At 72.6% G+C, this 20,473-nt stretch carries 20 protein-coding genes; 14 read left to right on the forward strand and 6 right to left on the reverse strand.

The window, feature by feature from the left end; genetic code table 11:
• Nucleotides 1-50: 50 nt before the first annotated feature.
• Complete coding sequence (locus ACA511_RS10475) at nucleotides 51-2,210, reverse strand: germacradienol/geosmin synthase (protein ID WP_375023897.1); 2,160 nt, start codon at nucleotides 2,208-2,210, stop codon at nucleotides 51-53.
• Between the two features lie 129 nt (nucleotides 2,211-2,339).
• On the opposite strand from ACA511_RS10475, the gene ACA511_RS10480 reads away from it, so the two are divergent.
• From ACA511_RS10480 to ACA511_RS10505, 6 genes are all read left to right on the forward strand, one after another.
• Complete coding sequence (locus tag ACA511_RS10480; protein ID WP_375023898.1) at nucleotides 2,340-2,711, forward strand: phage holin family protein; 372 nt, start codon at nucleotides 2,340-2,342, stop codon at nucleotides 2,709-2,711.
• 37 nt (nucleotides 2,712-2,748) lie between these two features.
• Nucleotides 2,749-3,624 carry an aldolase gene (locus ACA511_RS10485; protein WP_375023899.1) on the forward strand — a complete coding sequence of 292 codons (876 nt, stop codon included), beginning with the start codon at nucleotides 2,749-2,751 and terminating at the stop codon, nucleotides 3,622-3,624.
• Nucleotides 3,625-3,671: 47 nt separating this feature from the next.
• On the forward strand, nucleotides 3,672-4,208 hold the full coding sequence (locus tag ACA511_RS10490) for a 2Fe-2S iron-sulfur cluster-binding protein (RefSeq protein WP_375023900.1): 537 nt from the start codon (nucleotides 3,672-3,674) through the stop codon (nucleotides 4,206-4,208).
• Nucleotides 4,205-5,185 carry an FAD binding domain-containing protein gene (locus tag ACA511_RS10495; protein WP_375023901.1) on the forward strand — a complete coding sequence of 327 codons (981 nt, stop codon included), beginning with the start codon at nucleotides 4,205-4,207 and terminating at the stop codon, nucleotides 5,183-5,185. Before ACA511_RS10490 ends, ACA511_RS10495 begins: the two co-directional genes overlap by 4 nt.
• Nucleotides 5,182-7,287, forward strand: coding sequence for a xanthine dehydrogenase family protein molybdopterin-binding subunit (locus ACA511_RS10500; RefSeq protein ID WP_375023902.1), 2,106 nt, complete (start codon nucleotides 5,182-5,184; stop codon nucleotides 7,285-7,287). The genes ACA511_RS10495 and ACA511_RS10500 overlap by 4 nt, the downstream gene beginning before the upstream one ends.
• Nucleotides 7,288-7,390: 103 nt before the next feature.
• On the forward strand, nucleotides 7,391-9,037 hold the full coding sequence (locus tag ACA511_RS10505; RefSeq protein ID WP_375023903.1) for an L-lactate permease: 1,647 nt from the start codon (nucleotides 7,391-7,393) through the stop codon (nucleotides 9,035-9,037).
• Nucleotides 9,038-9,064: 27 nt separating this feature from the next.
• Here ACA511_RS10505 and ACA511_RS10510 read toward each other — a convergent pair whose 3' ends face one another.
• The gene (locus ACA511_RS10510) at nucleotides 9,065-9,310 is read right to left on the reverse strand and encodes a DUF2630 family protein (RefSeq protein WP_375023904.1); all 246 of its coding nucleotides are present in this window, start codon (nucleotides 9,308-9,310) and stop codon (nucleotides 9,065-9,067) included.
• Between the two features lie 105 nt (nucleotides 9,311-9,415).
• On the opposite strand from ACA511_RS10510, the gene ACA511_RS10515 reads away from it, so the two are divergent.
• From ACA511_RS10515 to ACA511_RS10530, 4 genes are all read left to right on the forward strand, one after another.
• The gene (locus tag ACA511_RS10515) at nucleotides 9,416-9,829 is read left to right on the forward strand and encodes an STAS domain-containing protein (protein ID WP_375023905.1); all 414 of its coding nucleotides are present in this window, start codon (nucleotides 9,416-9,418) and stop codon (nucleotides 9,827-9,829) included.
• Between the two features lie 239 nt (nucleotides 9,830-10,068).
• Nucleotides 10,069-10,860 (forward strand): acetate uptake transporter family protein, encoded by a 792-nt coding sequence (locus tag ACA511_RS10520; protein WP_375023906.1) that lies wholly within the window; start codon nucleotides 10,069-10,071, stop codon nucleotides 10,858-10,860.
• A gap of 79 nt (nucleotides 10,861-10,939) precedes the next feature.
• The gene (locus ACA511_RS10525) at nucleotides 10,940-11,140 is read left to right on the forward strand and encodes a hypothetical protein (RefSeq protein ID WP_375023907.1); all 201 of its coding nucleotides are present in this window, start codon (nucleotides 10,940-10,942) and stop codon (nucleotides 11,138-11,140) included.
• Between the two features lie 284 nt (nucleotides 11,141-11,424).
• Complete coding sequence (locus ACA511_RS10530) at nucleotides 11,425-13,122, forward strand: FAD-dependent oxidoreductase (RefSeq protein ID WP_375023908.1); 1,698 nt, start codon at nucleotides 11,425-11,427, stop codon at nucleotides 13,120-13,122.
• A gap of 2 nt (nucleotides 13,123-13,124) precedes the next feature.
• On the opposite strand, the gene ACA511_RS10535 is transcribed toward ACA511_RS10530, so the two are convergent.
• Nucleotides 13,125-14,276 (reverse strand): PucR family transcriptional regulator, encoded by a 1,152-nt coding sequence (locus ACA511_RS10535; RefSeq protein WP_375023909.1) that lies wholly within the window; start codon nucleotides 14,274-14,276, stop codon nucleotides 13,125-13,127.
• A 234-nt stretch (nucleotides 14,277-14,510) separates the two neighbouring features.
• Here ACA511_RS10535 and ACA511_RS10540 point away from each other — a divergent pair, with 234 nt between their 5' ends.
• The 3 genes from ACA511_RS10540 (at nucleotide 14,511) to ACA511_RS10550 (ending at nucleotide 17,185) form a co-directional block, all read left to right on the forward strand.
• Nucleotides 14,511-15,371, forward strand: a complete 861-nt coding sequence (locus tag ACA511_RS10540) for an SGNH/GDSL hydrolase family protein (protein WP_375023910.1) — start codon at nucleotides 14,511-14,513, stop codon at nucleotides 15,369-15,371.
• A gap of 10 nt (nucleotides 15,372-15,381) precedes the next feature.
• The gene (locus ACA511_RS10545) at nucleotides 15,382-16,179 is read left to right on the forward strand and encodes a maleylpyruvate isomerase family mycothiol-dependent enzyme (protein WP_375023911.1); all 798 of its coding nucleotides are present in this window, start codon (nucleotides 15,382-15,384) and stop codon (nucleotides 16,177-16,179) included.
• Nucleotides 16,180-16,315: 136 nt separating this feature from the next.
• The gene (locus ACA511_RS10550) at nucleotides 16,316-17,185 is read left to right on the forward strand and encodes an MHYT domain-containing protein (protein ID WP_375023912.1); all 870 of its coding nucleotides are present in this window, start codon (nucleotides 16,316-16,318) and stop codon (nucleotides 17,183-17,185) included.
• Between the two features lie 96 nt (nucleotides 17,186-17,281).
• Here ACA511_RS10550 and ACA511_RS10555 read toward each other — a convergent pair whose 3' ends face one another.
• Complete coding sequence (locus tag ACA511_RS10555) at nucleotides 17,282-17,770, reverse strand: nuclear transport factor 2 family protein (RefSeq protein ID WP_375023914.1); 489 nt, start codon at nucleotides 17,768-17,770, stop codon at nucleotides 17,282-17,284.
• On the reverse strand, nucleotides 17,767-18,642 hold the full coding sequence (locus tag ACA511_RS10560; RefSeq protein WP_375023915.1) for a TIGR03619 family F420-dependent LLM class oxidoreductase: 876 nt from the start codon (nucleotides 18,640-18,642) through the stop codon (nucleotides 17,767-17,769). The genes ACA511_RS10555 and ACA511_RS10560 overlap by 4 nt, the downstream gene beginning before the upstream one ends.
• Nucleotides 18,643-18,821: 179 nt before the next feature.
• On the opposite strand from ACA511_RS10560, the gene ACA511_RS10565 reads away from it, so the two are divergent.
• Nucleotides 18,822-19,742, forward strand: coding sequence for an IclR family transcriptional regulator (locus tag ACA511_RS10565; RefSeq protein ID WP_375023916.1), 921 nt, complete (start codon nucleotides 18,822-18,824; stop codon nucleotides 19,740-19,742).
• A 26-nt stretch (nucleotides 19,743-19,768) separates the two neighbouring features.
• Here the strand turns inward: ACA511_RS10565 and ACA511_RS10570 are convergent, their stop codons facing one another.
• Entirely contained in the window at nucleotides 19,769-20,365 is a 597-nt protein-coding gene (locus tag ACA511_RS10570) for a flavin reductase family protein (RefSeq protein ID WP_375023917.1), read from the reverse strand.
• Between the last annotated feature and the right edge of the window lie 108 nt (nucleotides 20,366-20,473).

Genomic DNA, 20,473 nt, shown 5'->3' on the forward strand with positions numbered 1-20,473 from the left:
GCCCCTGACCGCCCGCCCCGGTCTCGGGTGCCCGGGGCGGGCGGAGGCGGTCAGGGCGCGACCGGGTTCCGCGGGCCGGACCGGGTGAAGCGGTAGAACGCCGAGGTGCCGATGCCGGTGGGTTTGCGGAGGACCGGGGCGCGTTCGTCGTAGCGGTCGCATTCGCGGTGCCATTTGAGGATGCCCGCCATCCAGTCGCGGAGCTCGTCGACGTAGGCGACGAGGGACGCGCGGGCGGTGTCGTCCAGGTCGAACTCGTCGGCCAGCGCGGGGATCTCGGTGGCGGCGAGGTGCTCGAACTGGTGGCGGCGGGACGCGATGAGGTCGTTGACGATGGGCAGCGCCTCGTCGCGGCCGCAGCCGAAGAAGTTCTCGATGGCGAGGACGCCGTTGTTGAGCTCGCCCTCGTACTCGATCTCCTTCTGGTAGGAGAAGCAGTCGTTCAGCAGGCAGGCGACGTCCATCGCGGAGACGTCGAGCTCGCGGAGGGCGCGGGTCTCGAACACGGGGGCCGGGATCTCGTGCGAGTGCTCGATCCGGGACAGGCTCATCGTCAGCTCGGAGCCGAACGTGTGCCGGCGCATCTCGATGTAGTCGACGGGGTCGGGGACGCGCGACTGGAGGTGGTTGTTCAGCTCCCAGAGCCAGCTCTCGACCATGTGCTCGACGGCCGCGCGGAATTCGCGGCGGCCCGCGTCGTCCATGGGCAGGGCGGTGCGGGGCCACAGGTCGGCCAGGGCGGCCTCGAAGGCGTTCTCCGGCGGGGGTGTGGCGCCGCAGTCCAGCGGCATGAAGGAGGCGGCGCGGGCGTTGAAGAGCTTCGCGCCGGCCATGTCGCGGTCGCGGTTGAAGACGGCGGGGAAGAAGTCGTCGCCGTAGGTGCCGAAGGCCAGCCACTGGGTGGCGAGGTCGAGGGCCTCGGGACCGGCGTCCGGGTCGAGGGACGCGGCGCAGATCTCCAGCGCCATCCCGGTGAGCAGCTCGGCGCTCCACACCGGGACGGGCAGCCGGGGGTGCGGCGAGAACATGCCCATCTCGCGCGCCCAGGCGACGGTGTTGCGGCCGGCGCGGTCGCGGTGCGGGTTCACGCGCGGCGGGTACGGGATGTCGAACTCGGGCAGCGGCGTCGGGCCGACCTTCTGGAACGGGATGTGCGGGCGGCTGATCCGCGCCGACTTCAGCAGGGCGGGGATGCGGACGGCCGACATCCCGAGCGACTTCTTGTTCATGTAGCGGCTGGAGCGCATGTGCCATTCGTGGCCGCCGGACTGCCAGTCCTGGAGGGCCTTCACGTAGGCGGCCACGGCGGCCTGCTCGGCCGGGTCGAGCCCGTGGTCGGCGACGATGTGCGGCAGTTCGGTGAGGGCGGTGTTCTCGAACTGCCGGAGCCGCGAGGTCAGCAGGTCGTTGACCGTGTCGGCGGCGGCCTGCGGCGCCGCCTTCAGGAAGTGCTCCATCACGAGGACGCAGTTGTTCACCTCGCCCTCGGACTCGGTCTCCCGCTGGTAGGAGAAGATGTCGTTCCGCAGGTGGACGCCGTCGGAGAAGGTGTCCTTGAGGACGCGCAGCGGACGCGTCCCGACGACGCGTCCGGGGAGCTCGACGCCCGCGGCGTGCTCGGCCAGGTCGGCCGACCAGGGCGCGCCGCCGACCTTGCGCCGCATCTCGATGTACTCGACCGGGTTCGGCAGGCGCCCGGCGCTGATGTTGGACAGCTCCCACAGCGATTCGCGCAGCAGGTTCAGGGTGCTCACGGAGAAGCGCTCGCGCCAGGCGTCCGACTTCGCCGGGACGGTCCGCGCCCACAGGTCGGCGAGGCCGCGTTCGACGGCGTTCACCGGTTCGGGCGGGTCGAGCGACATGAACAGCGGCAGCCGGTCGAGGTAGGCGCGGGCGCCGTCCTGGTCGCGGGGTTTCTTGAAGACTTCGAGGAAGTGGTCGTCGAAGTAGAACACCCAGACGTACCAGTCGGTGACGAGGTCGAGTTCGGGCCCGTCGCAGTCGGGGTGGGTGTAGGCGCACAGGAGCGCGTAGTCCATCGCGGCGAGGGCGGGCTCGTCCCAGATGTCGGGGGTGCCGGGGTCGCGGTCGTCGTCGAGCATCTTCATCTCGCGGGCCCACGCCATGGTGTGCGTCCGGGCGCCCTCCAGATGCGGGTTCAGCCGGGCGGGGTACGGCACGTAGAAGTCGGGCAGCTCGAACGGTTGCATCGACCGGCCTCTCAGTCGGCTCCGGGACGGGACGGGATCCGCTCGGCAACTTACAGCATTCGCAAAGTTACCTACAGTGACACTTTGCTCTCCGGATTCCCGCGCCCTCCCTCGGGTAAACCGGTGGCCATGACGGAGTCGAGCGAACCCGCGGAGGTCGACGGCCCGCTGGAGCAGAACCTCCTGCTCGCGCGGCGGGTGGTCGACGCCGCGCAGCAGGAGATGCTGGACAAGGCGCGGCAGCGCGTCCCGGCGTTGCGGCTGGGCGCGGTCGCCGGGGCGTTCGGCATGCTCGCGACGGCCGCCGCCTACCGGATGAACGTCCTGCTGCTGGAGAAGAAGCTGCCGCCGGAGCTGGCGTCGTTCGTGGCGGCGGCCGTGTACGGCGGCGGGGCGGGCGCCGCGGCGGTGGCCGCGTCCCGCAAGTGGAAGGGCCTGCCGGCGCCGCTGCCGACCGAGACGGCCCGCCAGGTCGTCGAAATACTCTCCGACTCGGACTGATTGACACCCGGTGGCGGGCGTCAGCAGACTCGGCGGAGTGCGCATCAGCGAGCTGACCGACGTGCGGGCCGCGCGGCCCGGCGCGATCGCCGAGGCGGCGGCCGCGCGGACGCGCCGCGACGGCCCGCCCGGCCGGCTGATGATCGTCGCGGCCGACCATCCGGCGCGCGGCGCGCTCGGGGCGGGCGGCGACCCGGTGGCCATGGCCGGCCGCGCCGACCTGCTCGACCGGCTCTGCACCGCGCTCGGCCGCCCCGGCGTGGACGGCGTCCTCGGCACCCCCGACGTCCTGGAGGACCTGCTCCTGCTCGGCGTCCTGGACGACCGGATCGCGCTCGGGTCGATGAACCGGGGCGGCCTCGCCGGGACGTCGTTCGAGATCGACGACCGGTTCACCGCCTACGACGCGGACGCGATCGCGGCGGCGCGGCTGGACGGCGGCAAGATGCTGCTGCGCGTCGACGACGCCGACCCGGCGACGGCGGGCACGCTGGAGGGCTGCGCCCGTGCGGTGTCGGGGCTGGCCCGGCACGGGCTGATGGCCGTGGTGGAGCCGTTCGTCGCGCACCGGATCGAGGGCCGCGTGCGGAACCTGCTGACGCCGGAGGCGATGATCCGGGCGGTGTCGGTCGCGTCCGGGCTGGGCGTCACGTCGGCGTACACGTGGCTGAAGCTGCCGGTCGTGCCGGAGATGGAGCGGGTGATGGCGGCGACCACGCTGCCCGCGCTGCTGCTCGGCGGCGACGTAGAGAGCGGGGCGGGCGGGCCGGGCGAGCCGGACGCGGTGCTGGACGGCTGGCGGCGCGCGCTGCGGATCCCCGGCGTGAAGGGCCTCGTGGCCGGACGCTCGCTGCTGTATCCGCCGGACGGCGACGTGGGCGCCGCCGTGGACGCCGCCGTCGGCGTCCTCTGACTCACCTCGGTGCTCCGGGGTAGGGCGCAGGCATGGACACGCCTGAGATGGACACGCCTGAGTACGCCGACATCGCCCTTGTCGTGAACGGCACGGAGCACCGGCTGAGGATCGACACCCGCGCGTCTCTGCTGGACGTCCTGCGGGAGGACCTCGGGTTGACCGGCTCGAAGAAGGGCTGCGACCACGGCCAGTGCGGCGCCTGCACCGTCCTGCTCGACGGCCGCCGCGCGAACGGATGCCTCGCGCTGGCCGTCGCCCATGACGGCGCCGACGTCGTCACGGTCGAGGGGCTCGCCCAGGACGGACGGCTGAGCCCCGTCCAGGAGGCGTTCATCGAGCAGGACGCCTTCCAATGCGGGTACTGCACTCCCGGGCAGCTCTGCTCCGCCACAGGAGTGCTGGACGAGGCCGAACGTGGCTGGCCCAGTGCCGTGACCGACGACCTGGGGTCCGACCCCAGCCTGGACGACGACGAGATACGCGAACGCATGAGCGGCAACCTGTGCCGGTGCGGTGCCTATGCCGGGATCGTGGCCGCTGTACGGCAGGCCGCCCGGAAGAGGGAGGCGGCGGAAGCATGAGGCCCTTCGCATACGAACGCGCCACGAGCGCTGAGGACGCCCTAGAACGCCACAACGACGGAGCCGTCTACCTTGGCGGCGGAACCAACCTCGTGGACCTGATGCGTCTCGGCGTGGAAGTGCCGTCCAGGCTGGTGGACGTCGCGCATCTCCCGTACGACGAGATCGAACTGCTCCCGGACGGGGGCCTGGTCATCGGCGCGGCGGTGAGCAACAGCGCTCTCGCGGCGGACCCCTCGGTGCGCGAAGGCCATCCCATGCTGGCGCAGGCCGTGCTGGCCGGTGCGTCCGGTCAGATCCGCAACCTGGCGACGGTCGGCGGCAATCTCCTCCAGCGCACGCGCTGCTCCTACTTCCAGGACACCGCCAAGCCGTGCAACAAGCGGAACCCGGGAAGCGGATGCCCGGCCAGGGAGGGCGAGCACCACAACCTGGCGATCCTGGGGCATTCGCAGGCGTGCGTGGCGACGCATCCGTCCGACATGGCGGTGGCGTTGGCGGCGCTGGGCGCGACCGTGCGGATCCAGGGGGGCGCGGGGGAGCGGACCATCCCCATCGACGAGTTGCACAGGCTGCCCGGCGACGAGCCTGAACGCGACACCACGCTTGAGGCGGGGGACCTCATCACCGCGGTGGAGGTCCCTCCACTGGGCATGCCGTCCCGCTACCGCAAGGTCCGGGAACGCGCGTCGTTCGCCTTCGCGCTCGTCTCCGTCGCGGCGGCCCTGGACGTGGAGGACGGCGTGGTCCGGGACGTCCGGCTGGCCCTGGGCGGCGTCGCGCACAAGCCGTGGCGGGCCTGGCGCGCCGAGGGCGCGCTGCGCGGCGCCGAGGCGGCCGGGGAGTCGTTCCTGCGCGCGGCCGAGGCCGAACTGGAGGCCGCGGAGCCGCTGCGGGACAACGCCTACAAGGTGCCGCTGGCGCGCAACCTGATCGTCCGGACGCTGATGGAGCTGGGGGGAGTGCGGGAATCATGACCGACCGGTTGGAGAGCCGCGACAAGGTCACCGGGCAGGCGCGGTACGCGTTCGAGTACCCGGCCGAGAACGTCGCCTACGCGTCGGCCGTCCAGGCGAGCGTGGCGAAGGGGGAGGTCAGGTCCGTCGACACGGAGGCCGCGCTGAGGCTTCCCGGGGTGCTCGCCGTCCTGTCCTGCGAGAACGCGCCCAGGCTCAGCGACACCTCGGACGGTGAACTGGCCCTGTTCCAGTCGCGGACGGTCTCCTACCGCGGCCAGTTCGTCGCCGCCGTGGTGGGCGAGACCCTCGAAACCGCGCGGGAGGCGGCCCGCCTCGTCCGGGTCGAGTACGCGGCAGAGCGGCCGGACGTCCTCCTCCGCGCCGACCATCCCGGCCTCTACAAGCCGGACGCGGTGAATCCCGCCTTCCCCACCGACACCGAGCAGGGCGAACCGGAGGAGGCGTTCAGGAATTCGGCCGTCCGCGTGGACGTCACCTACACGACCCCCGCCGAGCACAACAACCCGATGGAGCCGCACACCACGCTCGCCCAGTGGAACGACGACGGCTCCCTGACGCTCTACGACTCCACCCAGGGCGCGTCGCCCGTCCAGGCCACGATCGCCGGAGTCTTCGGCCTCGACCCGTCGCGGGTGCGCGTCGTGGCCCCGCACGTCGGCGGCGGGTTCGGTTCCAAGGGGACGCCCAGGCCGAGCGTCGTCCTGGCGGCGATGGCCGCGCGGGCGGTGGGACGTCCCGTCAAGTTCGCCGTGCCCAGGCAGCAGATGTTCGCCACGACCGGCTACCGGACGCCGACGATCCAGCGGATGAGGCTCGGCGCCGGCGAGGACGGACGGCTCAACGCCGTCTTGCACGAGGTGTTCGAGCAGACGTCCACCGTCAAGGAGTTCGCCGAGCAGACCGCGACGCCCACCCGCGTCATGTACCAGGCCCCGCACCGGCATACGTCCCACCGTGTGGTGCGCCTGGACGTTCCCACACCGTCCTGGATGCGGGCCCCAGGTGAGACGCCCGGCATGTACGCGCTCGAATCCGCGATGGACGAGCTGGCCGTCGCCGCCGGCGTCGACCCCGTCGAGCTGCGCATCCGCAACGACACTGACCGCGAACCGGAGAGCGGCCTGCCGTTCAGCTCCCGCAACCTGGTTGCGTGTCTGCGCGAGGGCGCCGACCGGTTCGGCTGGGAGGGGCGGGACCCCGCGCCGGGCGTCCGCTGGGAGGGCCGCAAGATGATCGGCATGGGCGTCGCCGCGTCCACCTATCCCGCGTACATGCGGCCCAACCAGGCGACGGCACGCGCCGAGCCGGACGGGACGTTCACCGTCCGGATCGCCGCCGCCGACATCGGCACCGGCGCCCGCACCGCCCTCGGCCTGATCGCCGCCGAGACGCTCAAGACCGACCTCGGCCGGGTCAGCGTCGAGATAGGCGACAGCTCCCTGCCGCAGGCGACCGTCGCGGGCGGCTCCGCCGGGACGGCGAGTTGGGGGACGGCCGTCGTCCGCGCCTGCGAGGCCCTGCGGGGCAGGCTGAACGGTGCGGTCGCCGGGGGGAGTGGGGGGTCGTCCCCCCACACGGGAAACGGGGAGGTCCCTCCCGAGGGGCTGGAGGCGTCCGCGGACACCACGGACGAGCTCAAGGCGCGGGACGAGTACGCCCGGCACGCGTTCGGCGCGCAGTTCGCCGAGGTCGAGGTGGACGCCGACACCGGCGAGGTCCGCGTCCGCCGGATGCTCGGCGTGTTCGCCGCCGGGCGGATCATCAACCCCAAGACGGCCCGCTCCCAGTTCATCGGCGGGATGACGATGGGCATCGGCATGGCGCTGATGGAGGAGAGCGTCATGGACGCCGAGTTCGGCGACCACCTCAACCGCGACCTGGCCCAGTACCACGTCCCGGCCTGCGCCGACGTCCGCGGCATCGACGCGGCCTGGGTGGAGGAGTCCGACCCGCACCTGAACCCGATGGGCTCCAAGGGCATCGGCGAGATCGGCATCGTGGGCGCCGCCGCGGCGATCGGCAACGCCGTCCACCACGCGACCAGGATCCGCGTCCGCGACCTGCCCATCACCCCGGCGAAACTGCTCCAGCGGCTCTGACACGCCCTGACTGATTGAAAAGTTCACTATCAAGGTGATCTGCGTCACGGAGGTGGGTATCGGTCACGTGCTCGGGGGCGCTCCCTACCCGCGAGGTGATCTCGTGTACCAGCAGGTCCTCGATCCCGTCGCCGACTCGCTCGGCTGGAGTTCGCTCGTCGCCGCGCTGCCGCTCGCCGTGCTGTTCGTCCTGCTCGGGGGCGTCCGCATGCGCGCGTGGGTGGCGTCCCTGATCGCGCTGGCGGTGTCCCTCGCCGTCGCGATCTGGGTCTACGGCATGCCCGCCGGCCAGGCGTTCCTGGCCGGCACCGAAGGCGCCGCGTTCGGCTTCTACCCGATCCTGTGGATCGTCATCAACGCGCTCTGGGTCTACAACATCACCGTCACGACCGGCCACTTCGACGTCCTGCGCCGGTCGTTCGCGCAGGTCAGCGACGACCGGCGGCTCCAGGCCGTGCTGATCGCGTTCTCCTTCGGCGCGCTGCTGGAGGCCCTCGCGGGCTTCGGCACGCCCGTCGCCGTCACCTCCGTCATGCTCATCGCGCTCGGCTTCCAGCCGATCAAGGCCGCCGTCCTCGCGCTCACCGCCAACACCGCGCCGGTCGCGTTCGGCGCGATGGCGACGCCCATCCTCACCCTCGGCAAGGTCACCGGCGAGTCCAGCGACACGCTCGGCGCCATGGTCGGGCGGCAGACCCCGATCCTCGCGCTGTTCGTCCCGCTCGTCCTCGTCTACATCGTGGACGGCGCCCGCGGCTTCCGCGAGACGTGGCCGACCGCGCTGTTCTGCGGCGCCGCGTTCGGCGCCGCCCAGTACGTCACCGCGAACTTCATCTCGGTGCCGCTCGCCGACGTCGTCGCGTCGCTGGTCTCGGCCGCCGCCGTCGTCCTCGTCGTCCGGCTGCGCCCGCGGCGGGCGCCCGCCCGGCCCGCGCCGGTCGCGGGCGGGGCCGCCGACGAGCCCACGCCCGAGTTCGCCGCGCGCGTCGAGTCCGGCGGCGAGCGCGACCCGCGCGCCGAGGTCGCCCGCGCCTACGCGCCCTACGCGATCATCATCGCGGTCTTCGTCGTCTGCCAGATCGACCAGGTCAAGGACCAGCTGGACCGCGCCACCCGGACGTTCTCCTGGCCCGGCCTCGACCTCACCGGCCCGACCGGCAAGCCGCTCAGCCTGCCCACCTTCAACTTCAACTACCTGACCACGCCCGGCACGCAGATGCTCGTCGCCGGGCTGATCACCATGGCCGTGCTCGGCGTCGGCCTCGGCAAGGCCCTGCGCGCCTACTGGACGACCCTCGTCCAGCTCAAGTGGGCGATCATCACCGTCATGGCCGTCCTCGCCCTGGCGTTCGTGATGAACGCGTCCGGGCAGACGGTCACGCTCGGCACCTGGATGGCCGGGGCGGGCGGCGCGTTCGCCCTGCTGTCGCCCATCCTCGGGTGGCTCGGCACCGCCGTCACCGGGTCGGACACCTCGTCCAACTCGCTGTTCGGCGCCCTTCAGGTCACCGCCGCGAACAAGGCGGACCTCTCGACGGTGCTGATGGCGGCGACCAACAGCTCCGGCGGCGTCCTCGGCAAGATGGTGTCGCCGCAGAACCTCGCCATCGCGGCCGCGGCCGTGGGCCTGGACGGGCGCGAGGGCGACATCTTCCGCCGCGTCGTCCTCTGGAGCCTGCTGTTCCTCGCCGGGATGTGCCTGCTCTCCGGCCTCCAGTCGACCGGCGTCCTCGGCTGGATGGTCCCGTGACCTGACGCGGGCCCGTCCCGCCGGCGGCTACTGCCAGTAGTTCTCGACCTCGCCGGCGGGACGGATCTCGGCGTCGTCCGGGTTCTGTCCCGCCGCCAGCCGGGCCCGGCGCTGGCGCAGCAGGTCCCAGCACTGGTCGAGCGCCACCTCCAGGCGGCGCAGCCGGTCCTGCGCGTCGGCGTCGGACGTCTCGGCGCGCTCGTGGGCCTGCCGGAGGCCGTGCTCCTCCTCGATGAACTCGTTGATGCGGTCCAGAATCGCCTTCTCGTCCATGAAATCCGCCTCGTGGGGTTCATAAGATGCCGACAGGTGAGAGCCTGGCACATACGGGGCCGCGCACGGTAGCGGCGCCCCGTCCAAGGGCGAGGTGCGCGTGACATGACGATCTGGCGGATCACCGGGGGCGATGGCGGCCCCGGGGCCGGGGAGCGGGCCGCTCCCCGCTTCGACGTCGTCGAGCACGACACGGCCCTGCTGCACATCGCCGCGGCGGCGTCCGCGCCCTGGCTCCGGATGAGCGGCGAGATCGACGTCTCCAACGCCCCCGGCGTCGCCGCCGCCCTGCACGCCGCCCGCGCCCGCGTGGCGGGGGACGTCCACGTCGACCTCGCCGCGCTCGCCTTCATGGACGTCGCCGGCCTGCGCGCCTTCACCGCCGCCGCCCGCGACCTCGACGAGCACGGCCGCCTGCTCGTCCTGCACGCGGTCTCGCCGCACATCGACCGGCTGTTCCGGCTGATCGGCTGGCACACCACCCCCGGCATGGCGATCCACTGCCGCCCGAACCGCTGATCCCTCCCGCGACGGCCCGGCCCGGCCCGGCTCGAACCGGCTCGGGCGGCCGGGAAGGTCATCGGCTTGCCACGGGATCGTCCCCGCACAGCAAACGATGGGCTATATGCCGGAGACTTTCGAAAGCATCGGGGGTTGGGGCTGTTTGACCCCTCAAACCACGGTTAGGGGGGTTTTACAGCTCTCCGATTCCAGAGGGGGATCTCATGGCAAGGCGAAGAGAGCGAGCGGAACCGCCGATGGCCGGCGAGCGCGCCGCAGCCGCGACGCCCGCCGAGGGAGCCGCGACGGCCGCGCCGCGCCGGGGCGCGGACGCGGCCGGCGAACACGCCCTGTGGGAAGAGCGGACCCGCGTCTTCCTGCAGCCCATCGCGGCACCGTCCATCCTCGGGCTGTTCGGGTTCGCGGGCGCGACCATGATGGTCGGCGCGTGGCAGGCCGGCTGGTTCGGCAATGCCGCGACCCCGCTGATCCTCTGGCCGTTCGTGCTGTTCTTCGGCGGCCTGGCGCAGTTCCTGGCGGGCATGTGGGCCTACCGGGCCCGGGACGGCCTCGCCACCGCGTTCCACGGCACGTGGGGCGCGTTCTGGCTGGCCTGGGGCCTGCTCTTCATGCTGGTCAGCGCGGGCGCCGTACCGGTCGCACTGGCACCGGTGCTCGGCACCGTCCGGGAGGGCTTCGCATTCTGGTTCATCGCCCTGGCGGTGATCACCGGGTTGTGCGCGCTGGCGGCGCTGGGCGAGAACATGGTGCTGGCGCTGCTGCTGGGCTGCCTCGCCGTCGGCTCGGGCTTCACCGCGGCCGGCTTCTGGGCGGGGTCGACCTGGCCGCTGGACGTCGGCGGCTGGCTGCTCGTCGCGTCGGCGGTGATCGCGCTGTACGCGGCCGCCGCGATGATGATGGAGAACACCTTCGGGCGGACGATCCTGCCCACCGGCAAGTACCGCGTGGCGGGCAACATCCCGGGCGGCCGGGGAGTCCGGCCGCTGGAGTACCGGCACGGTGAGCCGGGGGTGAAGATCGGACAGTGATCTCCGGCGTTTCGCCTTGACATTCCCGTTGCCATATCCTGGGCCGGTCCATGGAGTCCGGCTCGGGAAGGGAGCGGGAATGTCATCGGCGGTTCGCGGGACGTGGCGGCGCCTCGTCCAGACCTACACCACGCTCTGCGCGCGCGACGACGCCGCGAAGCACGGCGTCACCATTCCGAGCGGGGTCTGGGCGTGCATGCGCTGCCACGAGCCGCATCTCGAGTTGTCGACGCTCCAGCGCCATCTCCGCATGGAGCACCCCGGCGCGGCCACAGGCTGAGGCCCGGCCGGGCCGCCTGAGCGTTCCGCGCTGAGCGCGGAGTCACACCGGACGCATGCGCGTCCGGTGTCTTCTGCTGTATCGGCCCGTCCCATTCCGGCGGTTCCCCGCCGTGGCCGGACCCGGCACGCGCCATCTTATTGGCAGTGTGCTAATAGCGTGTTACAAGTAACTCACCACTTATGGGTCGGGGGCCTGGCACCGGGAGGGTCGCCGTGACGACACGCAGAAGATTCCTACGAGACGCGGGCGTGGTGGGCGCAGCCACCGCAGGAGCGCTGGCCGTGGGGCCGGTCCCCGCGCACGCCGCGAGCGGACGGCGGGTCGCCGTCCTCGGCGCCGGCGTGGCCGGCCTCACCGCCGCGCACGAGTTGATCGAGCGCGGATTCGAGGTCGAGGTCTACGAGCGCACCGCGCTCGGCGGCAAGGCGCGCAGCATCTTCCCGCCCGGCACGGGAACGGGCGGACGGCTCGACCTGCCCGGCGAGCACGGATTCCGCTTCTTCCCCGGCTTCTACTTCAACCTCACCGACAACATGCGGCGCACGCCGTTCCCCGGCAACGCCAAGGGCACCTGGGACAACCTCGTCCGCGCCGACGCGTACATGATGTCGAGGCAGGGGCGCCCCGACCTCACCATCCCGTTCCCCTTCCCGCTGCCGCCGTCCTCGCGGATCTACGACGTCAACAGCTTCCTCGCCACGATCACCTCGGGCCTCCAGACGGTCGCCAAGCTGTCGGTGACCGAGGCCGCGTTCGCCGCGCAGAAGCTGCTCGTGTACGTCACCAGCTGCGACGAGCGCAAGCTCGGCCAGTGGGACAACATCACCTGGGCGGACTACATCCGCGCCGACCGGTTCTCCGACGAGTACAACAAGTTCATCGCCGACGGGACGATCCGCAACCTCGCCGCCACCAAGTCCAAGGACGCGAGCACCCACTCCATCGCGATGGTCGGCGAGGCCACCGTCTGGAGCATCATCGGGCTGGGCAACGAGCCCGGCGGGTCGGTCGACCGGGTGCTGAACGGCTCCACGTCCGAGATGTGGCTCGACCCGTGGATCGCGCACCTGCGCGACCTCGGCGTCAAGTTCAACGTGGGATACGAGGTCGACTCGCTCACCGTCTCGGGCGGGAAGATCACCTCCGCCGGGATCAAGGGCAGATCGGCCGTCTCCGCCGACTGGTTCGTCGTCGCGATGCCGTGCGAGCGGGTCGCGGGGCTGCTCAGCACCGCCGTCCTGAACGCTGACCCGTCGCTCGCGGGGATCAAGGCCCTGCGCACCGACTGGATGACCGGGCTCCAGTTCTTCCTCAAGAAGAAGCTGCCGCTCGCCGCCGGCCACGTGAACTACGGCGACTCGACGTGGGCGGTCACATCCATCAGCCAGGAGCAGTTCTGGAAGCGCGACTTCTCCACCTACGGCGACGGCACCGTCCAGGACTGCCTGTCGTCGATCATCTCCGACTGGTTCACCCCCGGCACGTTCAACAACAAGCGGGCGGCGGACTGCCTGCCCGCCGAGATCGCCGCCGAGGCGTGGAAGCAGATCAAGGCCCACCTCAACGACAACGGGCAGGTGCAGGTCACCGACGCCGACCTGCACTCCTGGTTCCTCGACCCGGCGATCGTCCCGAACGGCGGCGGCGGCGTCACCAACGACACCCCGCTGTTCATCCAGCAGCCCGGCTCGTGGCGGCTGCGGCCGACGTCCAAGACCAAGATCCCAAACCTGTTCCTGGCCGGGGACTGGGTGAAGACGCCGATCAACGTCACCACGATGGAGGGCGCCAACCAGGGCGGCCGGCAGGCGGTCAACGCGCTGCTGGACGCCGCCGGCTCGAACACCGGCCGGTGCGACGTCCACGAGCTGTACGAGCAGCCGCTGTGGACGCCGTTCAAGGTCAACGACAAGATCCGCTACTCGCTGCGGCTGCCGCACGAGTTCGACATCCTCGACACGCGGTGGCCCGGGCGGTGACGCTAGGGCAGCGTGCGGCGCGCCACCAGCGCCGCGTGCAGTAGCTGGAGGTCGCGCGGCCGGGCGGGGTCGAGCCCGGTCAGCGCGCTGATCCGGCGGACGCGGTAGGCCACCGTGTTCGGGTGGACGTGCAGCGCCGCGCCCGTCGTCCGCCGGTCCAGGCCGGCGTCCAGGTACCGCTCCAGCGTGCGGAGCAGCTCCGGCTTGCGGTCGAGCGGCGCCAGCAGGGCGGCGAGCCCGGCGAGCGCGCCGCTCGGCCGGCTGAGCTGGTAGTCGAGCAGCACGTCCGCGAGCCGGTACAGCCCGGCCGGGCGGCCCGCCCGGCGGACCAGGTCCATGATCTCGGCGGTGCGCGCGGCGGCGGCGGGGATCCCGGCCGGGCCGGTGATCTCCGCCGCTGCCGTGACCTGCGTGTCGGCGCCCTTCGCCGCCCGCGCCACCAGGTCGTGCAGGACGTCCCAGCCGGCGGAGAAGGGCAGCAGGGCCGTCCCGCCGGAGGCGTCCAGGGCGGTGAGCGCGGGCTCGTCGGCGATCTCGTCCAGGACGGTCCGCACCCGGCGGATCTTGCGCCGGGTCGCGATCCGGGCCCGCCGCCCCCCGCCCGCCTCGTCCGGATGCGGGGCGAACGCCAGCGTCAGGACGGCGTAGCGGGGCGCCGGGCGGTGCCCGCCGATCTCCCCGGCCAGCAGCGCGGTCATCAGCGCGTGCCGCCCGCCGTGCTCCTGGCTGTCGAGGATCTGCCGCACCTCCAGGTAGGCGGCGCTGACCGCCGAGATCAGCAGCCGCTGGAAGTCCAGGAAGTAGCCGAGGGCCTCCTGGAACGCGGGCAGGTCGGACGGCTCGGCCCCCGCCGCCAGCTCGTCCCACGCCATCGCCGCGCCGATCTGGTACGCGGCGAGGATCGCGTCCAGCGGCACGCCCTCCTCGGCCCGCAGCGCCGCCGAGTCGCGCTGCCGGCCGAACTCGTCCGGCAGCGCGGGGCGGCGCCGCTCCAGGACGTCCGCGAACTGCCGCAGGCTGTGCTGGACGATCTCGGCCACGTCCCCGGCGACCTCCTCCTGCGGCAGGTCGGCGTACACGGGCAGCTCCGCCAGCAGCCGCGCGACGACGCGCCGGGTCAGCCCCGGCGCGCCGGCCCGCAGGTGCGCCGCCATCGGCCGTCCGGCGACGCACAGCGCACGCGCCTCGCGTGCCCGGGTCTCGTTTACCCCCGCCTCTCGTGTCCCCGTCTTTGGTGTCCGTGTCTCGTGTGCCCGCGTCCCCGGTGCCGGCAAGTTGTTGTCCCGCGCCACAACCGCTCCCGCAAGAGTCTGTTTTCACGCCAATTGAACGGTCTGTCCAAATTCTGGACGATCACGGCGACATCGTCCATGACGCCGGGAGTTGGCATGAAGCGTCTGTTGCACGGCATGGTCGGCGCGCTGGTGATCGCGGGGACGGCCCTGGCCGCCACCCCGGCCCACGCGGCCCCGCTCGTGGAGGCCGGGGCGGAGTACGTCGCCCTCGGCGACTCGATGGCCTCCGGGCCGCTCATCCCGGACATCACCGGCCCGATCGGGTGCGGCCGCTCGACCCACAACTACGCGCACGAGCTCGCCGGCGCGCTGGACGCCGACCTCCACGACGTGACCTGCAGCGGCGCCAGGACGAAGCACATGACGGAGTCGCAGAGCACCAGCGTCGCCGGCGTCGACACCGGCACCGTCCCGCCCCAGTTCAACGCCCTCACCGCCTCGACCGACCTCGTCACCCTCACCATCGGCGGCAACGACGTCGGCCTCGTCGGCATCGCCGAGGACTGCATCAACCTCGACCCCACCGCCACCCCCTGCAAGGGCGAGTTCGAGGCCGAGGTCGCCCAGAAGACCCGCGACCTGGGCCCGAGCCTCAGCGCCGTCCTGGACGGCATCCGCGCCCGCTCCCCGAAGGCCCGCATCGTCCTGACCGGATACGGCCTCTACATCAAGCCGAACGGCTGCTGGCCCGTCCAGCCCGTCCTGCCCACCGACGCCAACTTCCTCCAGGGCGCCGTCAACGCCATGAACGGCGTCATCCGCGACCAGGCCGCCGCCCACGGCGCCACCTACATCGACCTCGTCCCGGCCAGCGCCGGCCACGATGCCTGCCAGTCCGCGTCCAAGCGCTGGATCGAGGGCTACGTCCCCCTCAACCCGGCCGCCCCCCTCCACCCGAACGCCCGCGGCGAGGCCGCCTACGCCGCCATTATCGGCAGCGCGCTCGGAGCGTAGGCTCCGGGGGATGAACGAGGAGATGCGCGCCAATGTCGGCGCCTATGAGCAGACGGTGCGGTCGGTCCTCCAGCTCGCCGGGACGCTCGGCGCGGACGACTGGGACCGGCCGACCGAATGCCCGGGGTGGACGGTCAAGGACCAGCTGTCCCACCTGGTGGGGATCGAGCTCGATCTCCTCGGCGATCCCTCGCCCGACATCGACGTCCCCGACTTCGCGCACCTCCGCAACGACTTCGGCCGGGCCCTGGAGGCGGCGGTGCACCTGCGCCGCTCCGTCCCGGGCCCGGCCGTGGCGGCGGAGCTCGCGGACGCCCTGGAGCGCCGCCTCGCGCAGCTCCCCACCCTCGACCCCGACCGCGTCGTCACGATGCCGGACGGCCGGGACGGCCCCTACTCGCGCCTGATGAAGGTCCGCGCCATGGACTGCTGGACGCACGAGCAGGACGTCCGCCGCGCCGTCGGCCGCCCCGGCAACCTGGACGCCCCGGCCGCGCACTGCTTCTGGGACCTCTTCGGCGGGGCGCTGCCCATCGTGGTCGCCCGCCGCGCGAAGGCCGCGCCGGGGGAGTCCGTCGCGTTCGCGATCTCCGGTCCGCCCGACTTCCACGCGGCCGTCGAGGTCGGGGAGGACGGACGGGGCCGCCGCGCGTCCGGCGGAACCCCGACCGCCGAGCTGGCCATGGACTGGGAGGACTACGTCCGGCTGACCGCCGGTCGCTGCACTCCGGGTGAGGCCGCCGTCCGCGTCACCGGCGACCGGGATCTGGCCGCCAGGGTCCTCGCCGCGATGGCCGTCACGCCCTGAGGCGTACCCTCCGGGGAGCGATTCGTCCGGTAGAGGACAGAATCACGCTCGGTTCTTTTGTGTGGTTTGGTGCGATCTGCGCTGATCGTCATGGGATGATGCGGCGGTCTCACTTGGACCGTTCCGGGGGAACCGCATGACCGAAGTCCACCACTTCTCCTACGGCCTGCTGACGCCGACGGTCGCGTACGCCATGTCCTTCGTCGGTTCGCTGCTCGGGCTGCTGTGCACGGCGCGGGCGCGGGCGTCGAGTGGCCGCTCCCGGGCGTCCTGGCTGGGCCTCGCCGCGCTGTCGATCGGCGGCACCGGCATCTGGGTCATGCACTTCATCGCGATGCTCGGCTTCAGCGTCCAGCACGCCGAGATCCGCTACGACGTGCCGCTCACCCTGCTGAGCTGCGCCGTCGCGGTCGTCGTCGTCGGGATCGGGCTGTTCATCGTCGGCTTCGCCGGGACCGGCACCCCGGCCGTCGTCACGGGCGGCGTGCTCACCGGCATCGGCGTGGCGAGCATGCACTACATGGGCATGACGGCCATGAACATGTCCGCCGACGTCGGCTACCAGCCCGGCCTCGTGGCGCTGTCGGTGGTGATCGCCCTGGTGGCGGCCACGGCGGCGCTCTGGTTCGCGCTCAAGGTGCGCGGCCTGCCGGCCACCGCCGGCGCCGCGCTGATCATGGGCGTCGCGGTGACCGGCATGCACTACGTCGGCATGGCCGCCATGCGCATCCACCTGCACGGGGACGCGCACGACGCGGCCCCGTCCGGCGTCCGGCCGGCCGACTTCCTGCTGCCGCTCGTCGGCGGGGTCGGCGCGGTCGCGACCCTCCTGCTGATCATCATCGCGATGGCGCCGAGCGAGGACGAGATGCGGATCGAGGCCGCGCTCCAGGAGCGCGTGGAGGCCCACCGCCACGCCCCGCCGTCCGGGCCCGCCGACATCCCCGGCCCGGCCGAGCGGCGCCCCGCCGCGGGCGAGTGGTTCGGCGGCGGCCCTCCCCGCTGACGCCTGCCGCGCCTCCGCTCGGTCGGTCGGTCGGCCGCGGGAAGGTTCGCCCGCGCCGCCGACCGGCGCGGAATCCGCCTCTCTACGGCGGACGCGTCAGTGGCGGACGGCGCCGGGGAAGTGGGAGGCCAGCAGGTCGGGGGACTCCGCGCGGCCGTCCAGGACCCGGTTGGTGCGGTCGACGGCGCGCCAGCCGGACTCCGTGCGGCGCAGGCGCCAGTGGTTGGCGGTGGCGCGGCGCAGCGTGAAGCCGTCCTTGTTGACGATCATGAGGGTGTAGCCGACGGCGGTGGCCTCGTCGCCGTCGAGGGTGACGTGCGGCGGGCCGACGAAGTGGGCGCAGCCGCCGGCGATCCACCGCTGGTGGTTCGCCGAGCGGACCATGGCGTCGATCTCCGGCCGCCCGGTCATCAGGATCTCGTCCACGTCGTACACGCCGCCGGGCTCCCAGAGGGCGGCGACGTCGGCGGCGCAGCCGCTGTCGACGAGGGGGCCGTAGGAGAGGATCAGCCGGGTGATGTCCCGCTCGTCCTCCAGGGCGCGGAGCCGGTCCTCCAGGGCGGCCAGGCGGGATTCGACGGTCACAGCTTCTCCTCGAAGGTCAGCGCGTAGTCGTCGGCGAGGTCGCGCAGGGCGGCGAGCTGGTCGCAGTAGTGCGCGGGGGACGATGACGCGAACTTGACGCCCGCGATCGTCGCGCCCGCCTCGCGGAGTCTGGTGAGCGCGGCGCCCGCGCCCTCCGGGTCCGCCAGGGGGTCCAGGGGACGGGACGGGGCCAGGACCACGTCGAAGCCGGCCGGCGGGCCTGCCTCGGCGAGCATCTTGGCGAGCGTGCGCAGCGGCAGGCCGAACGGGACCCAGCCGTCGGCGGTCAGGGCGCGCCGCAGGGAGCGGGCGGAGCGGCCGCCGATCCACAGCGGGACCCGCTCCTGGACGGCGTGCGGCTCCACGACCAGCCCCGAGAAGTCGTAGTGCGGCCCGTGGTGCTCGGGGACGCGGCGGCCCAGCGAGGCGCGGAGGGCGGCGAGGGCGTCGTCGGCGCGGGCGCCGCGGCCCGCGAACTCGGCGCCGAGCAGGTCGAACTCCTCCGCCAGGCTGCCGACGCCGAGCCCCAGCGTGAGGCGGCCGCCGCTGATCCGGTCGAGCGTCCCGTACCGCTTGGCGATCGCGAGGGGGTGGTGGTAGCCGAGCACGAGGACCTGCGTGGCGAGCCGGACGCGGGACGTCCGGGCGGCGAGGTAGCCGAAGGTGGCGAGCGGGTCCCAGTAGACGCCGCCGCGCTGCTCGGCCGCCTCGGTAGGGACGGCGACGTGCTCGCTGCAGGTGACGTGGTGGTAGCCGAGCCGGTCGGCCGTCTCGGCGATCCGCGCGATCTCCTCGATGCCCGCGTCCCGCTCCCACGCGGCGTTGCCGGGCGGCGGCTGCGCCACCACCGGTGTGACGATACCGACTCGCATCGTTGCTCCCCTCCTCGGCAGGAAAACGTTCTATCACGGTGCCCGGGGCGTCCCAGCTACTGGTTCTCGCATCCTAGACTCCGCTGACCTGGCCATACGCCCCCTCTTCCCTTACCAGCAAGCGGTTGCTACATTCCAGGTAACAAGAATTCATTTCAGTCGGGCCCTTGGGAGGTGCGATGACCGAGGCGATGATGCGCGAGGCAGCGACGCCGGAGGCCATGACGGCGAGCGTGCGGCGGGAGTCGCCGCCGTCGATGATCGAGCGGATGACGCTGATCCTGGACGCGTTCAACGGGCCCACCGCCCGGCTGACGCTGGAGGACGTGGCCCGCCGCACCCGGCTGCCGCGCTCGACCGCGCACCGGATCCTGGACCAGCTCGTCCGGCAGCGCTGGCTCGCGCACCACTCGTTCGGCTACGGCCTCGGGCAGCGCGCCCTCGGCCTCGGCGGGCAGGACGGCGGGCACGGCAAGATCCGCGAGGCGGCGGCGCCGCTGCTGCACGAGCTGCAGATCACCACCGGGCTCATCGCGCACCTCGCCGTGCTGGACGGCGCCGAGGTCTTCTACCTGGACAAGCTCGGCGGGCGGCTCGCCGCGTCCGTGCCGTCGCGGGTCGGCGGGCGCGCCCCGGCGCACTGCACCGCGCTCGGCAAGGCGATGCTGGCGTGGCTGGAGCCCGAGCAGGTGGACGCGCTGCTCGGCGAGAACATCAGCCGGTTCACCAGCCGCACCATCGGCGAGCTGGGCACGCTGCACCAGGAGCTGCACCGCATCCGGCAGCGCCGCGGCCTGGCGTTCGAGCGCGGCGAGTCGTTCCCCGGCATCGCCTGCGTGGCGGCCGCGATCCGCAGTGCCGAGGGGCCGGTCGCCGGCATCTCCCTGGTCGGCGACGTCCGCACGCCGCTGGAGAACGTCGCCCCGCTGGTGGTCACCGCCGCCCGCGAGACCGCGCAGATCCTCTTCCCCGGCTCGGCGCCCGGCACCGGCCGGCCGCGCGGCCGGCGCGTCGCCCCGCGCCACGGCGACGAGTCGTCGTGGTCGCCGGAGACGATGAACCGGCTGCTCGCCGTCGACGGCCGCGGCGACTGGATGTGACCCGGCGTCCGGACGGGGGCGAGGGTTCAGCCCCAGCCCCAGCGGTCGCCCAGGCCCCACGGGTCCGGGGCGATCGGCGCGTCCGGCTCGCCGACCCCGAACCGGCTGCGGAAGAACACCATCGGACGCCGCCAGACGCCGTGCCGGACCTCGTGCCGCTCGACCTCCAGGACCCGGCCGAGCACGATCTCGTGGTCGCCGGCCTCGTGCACGTCGTGCACGACCGCGTGGACGGCGAGCAGGACGTCCGGCAGCCGGGGGGTGCCCCACTGCGAGACGTCCCAGTCCAGCTCGTCGAACTTCGCGCCCCGGCTGGAGCCGAAGCGCTCGCACAGCTCGCGCTGCTCCTCGCCGAGCACGTTGACGCAGAACCGCCCGGCCGAGCGGATCCGCGGCCAGGACTTGCCGCGCTTGTCCGCGCAGAAGAGGATCAGCGGCGGCTCCAGGGACACCGACGCGAACGACTGGCAGGCGAAGCCGACGGGCTCGCCGCCGTCCAGGGCGGTGACCACGGTCACGCCCGTGGCGAACTCCGCCATGGCCTTCCGGAAGTCCGCCGGGTCGGGCGCCGCGTCGGAGGGCGTGCGGCCGGTGTCTGCGGTGAGCGCTGGCTCGGCTGGCATCTGTTCACCTCGGGGCTCTGTACGGGACGCGGTCACGGTTCGACGACGTCCTGTTCAACACCAACATGTCCAACAACAATGCCCAATAAGCGGCAATGTCCAATAAGC

Source organism: Actinomadura sp. GTD37, from assembly GCF_041951365.1.
Taxonomy (GTDB): Bacteria; Actinomycetota; Actinomycetes; order Streptosporangiales; family Streptosporangiaceae; genus Spirillospora.

Coding starts and splice junctions, on each gene's coding strand:
- ACA511_RS10510 (WP_375023904.1), bottom strand. CDS start 9,310: ATGGACGAGAAGGCGATTCTGGACCGCATCAACGAGTTCATCGAGGAG.
- ACA511_RS10560 (WP_375023915.1), bottom strand. CDS start 18,642: ATGCGAGTCGGTATCGTCACACCGGTGGTGGCGCAGCCGCCGCCCGGC.
- ACA511_RS10525 (WP_375023907.1), top strand. CDS start 10,940: ATGTCATCGGCGGTTCGCGGGACGTGGCGGCGCCTCGTCCAGACCTAC.
- ACA511_RS10540 (WP_375023910.1), top strand. CDS start 14,511: ATGAAGCGTCTGTTGCACGGCATGGTCGGCGCGCTGGTGATCGCGGGG.
- ACA511_RS10500 (WP_375023902.1), top strand. CDS start 5,182: ATGACCGACCGGTTGGAGAGCCGCGACAAGGTCACCGGGCAGGCGCGG.
- ACA511_RS10475 (WP_375023897.1), bottom strand. CDS start 2,210: ATGCAACCGTTCGAGCTGCCCGACTTCTACGTGCCGTACCCCGCCCGG.
- ACA511_RS10495 (WP_375023901.1), top strand. CDS start 4,205: ATGAGGCCCTTCGCATACGAACGCGCCACGAGCGCTGAGGACGCCCTA.
- ACA511_RS10515 (WP_375023905.1), top strand. CDS start 9,416: ATGACGATCTGGCGGATCACCGGGGGCGATGGCGGCCCCGGGGCCGGG.
- ACA511_RS10535 (WP_375023909.1), bottom strand. CDS start 14,276: ATGGCGGCGCACCTGCGGGCCGGCGCGCCGGGGCTGACCCGGCGCGTC.
- ACA511_RS10545 (WP_375023911.1), top strand. CDS start 15,382: ATGAACGAGGAGATGCGCGCCAATGTCGGCGCCTATGAGCAGACGGTG.
- ACA511_RS10550 (WP_375023912.1), top strand. CDS start 16,316: ATGACCGAAGTCCACCACTTCTCCTACGGCCTGCTGACGCCGACGGTC.
- ACA511_RS10480 (WP_375023898.1), top strand. CDS start 2,340: ATGACGGAGTCGAGCGAACCCGCGGAGGTCGACGGCCCGCTGGAGCAG.
- ACA511_RS10565 (WP_375023916.1), top strand. CDS start 18,822: ATGACCGAGGCGATGATGCGCGAGGCAGCGACGCCGGAGGCCATGACG.
- ACA511_RS10490 (WP_375023900.1), top strand. CDS start 3,672: ATGGACACGCCTGAGTACGCCGACATCGCCCTTGTCGTGAACGGCACG.
- ACA511_RS10570 (WP_375023917.1), bottom strand. CDS start 20,365: ATGCCAGCCGAGCCAGCGCTCACCGCAGACACCGGCCGCACGCCCTCC.
- ACA511_RS10520 (WP_375023906.1), top strand. CDS start 10,069: ATGGCCGGCGAGCGCGCCGCAGCCGCGACGCCCGCCGAGGGAGCCGCG.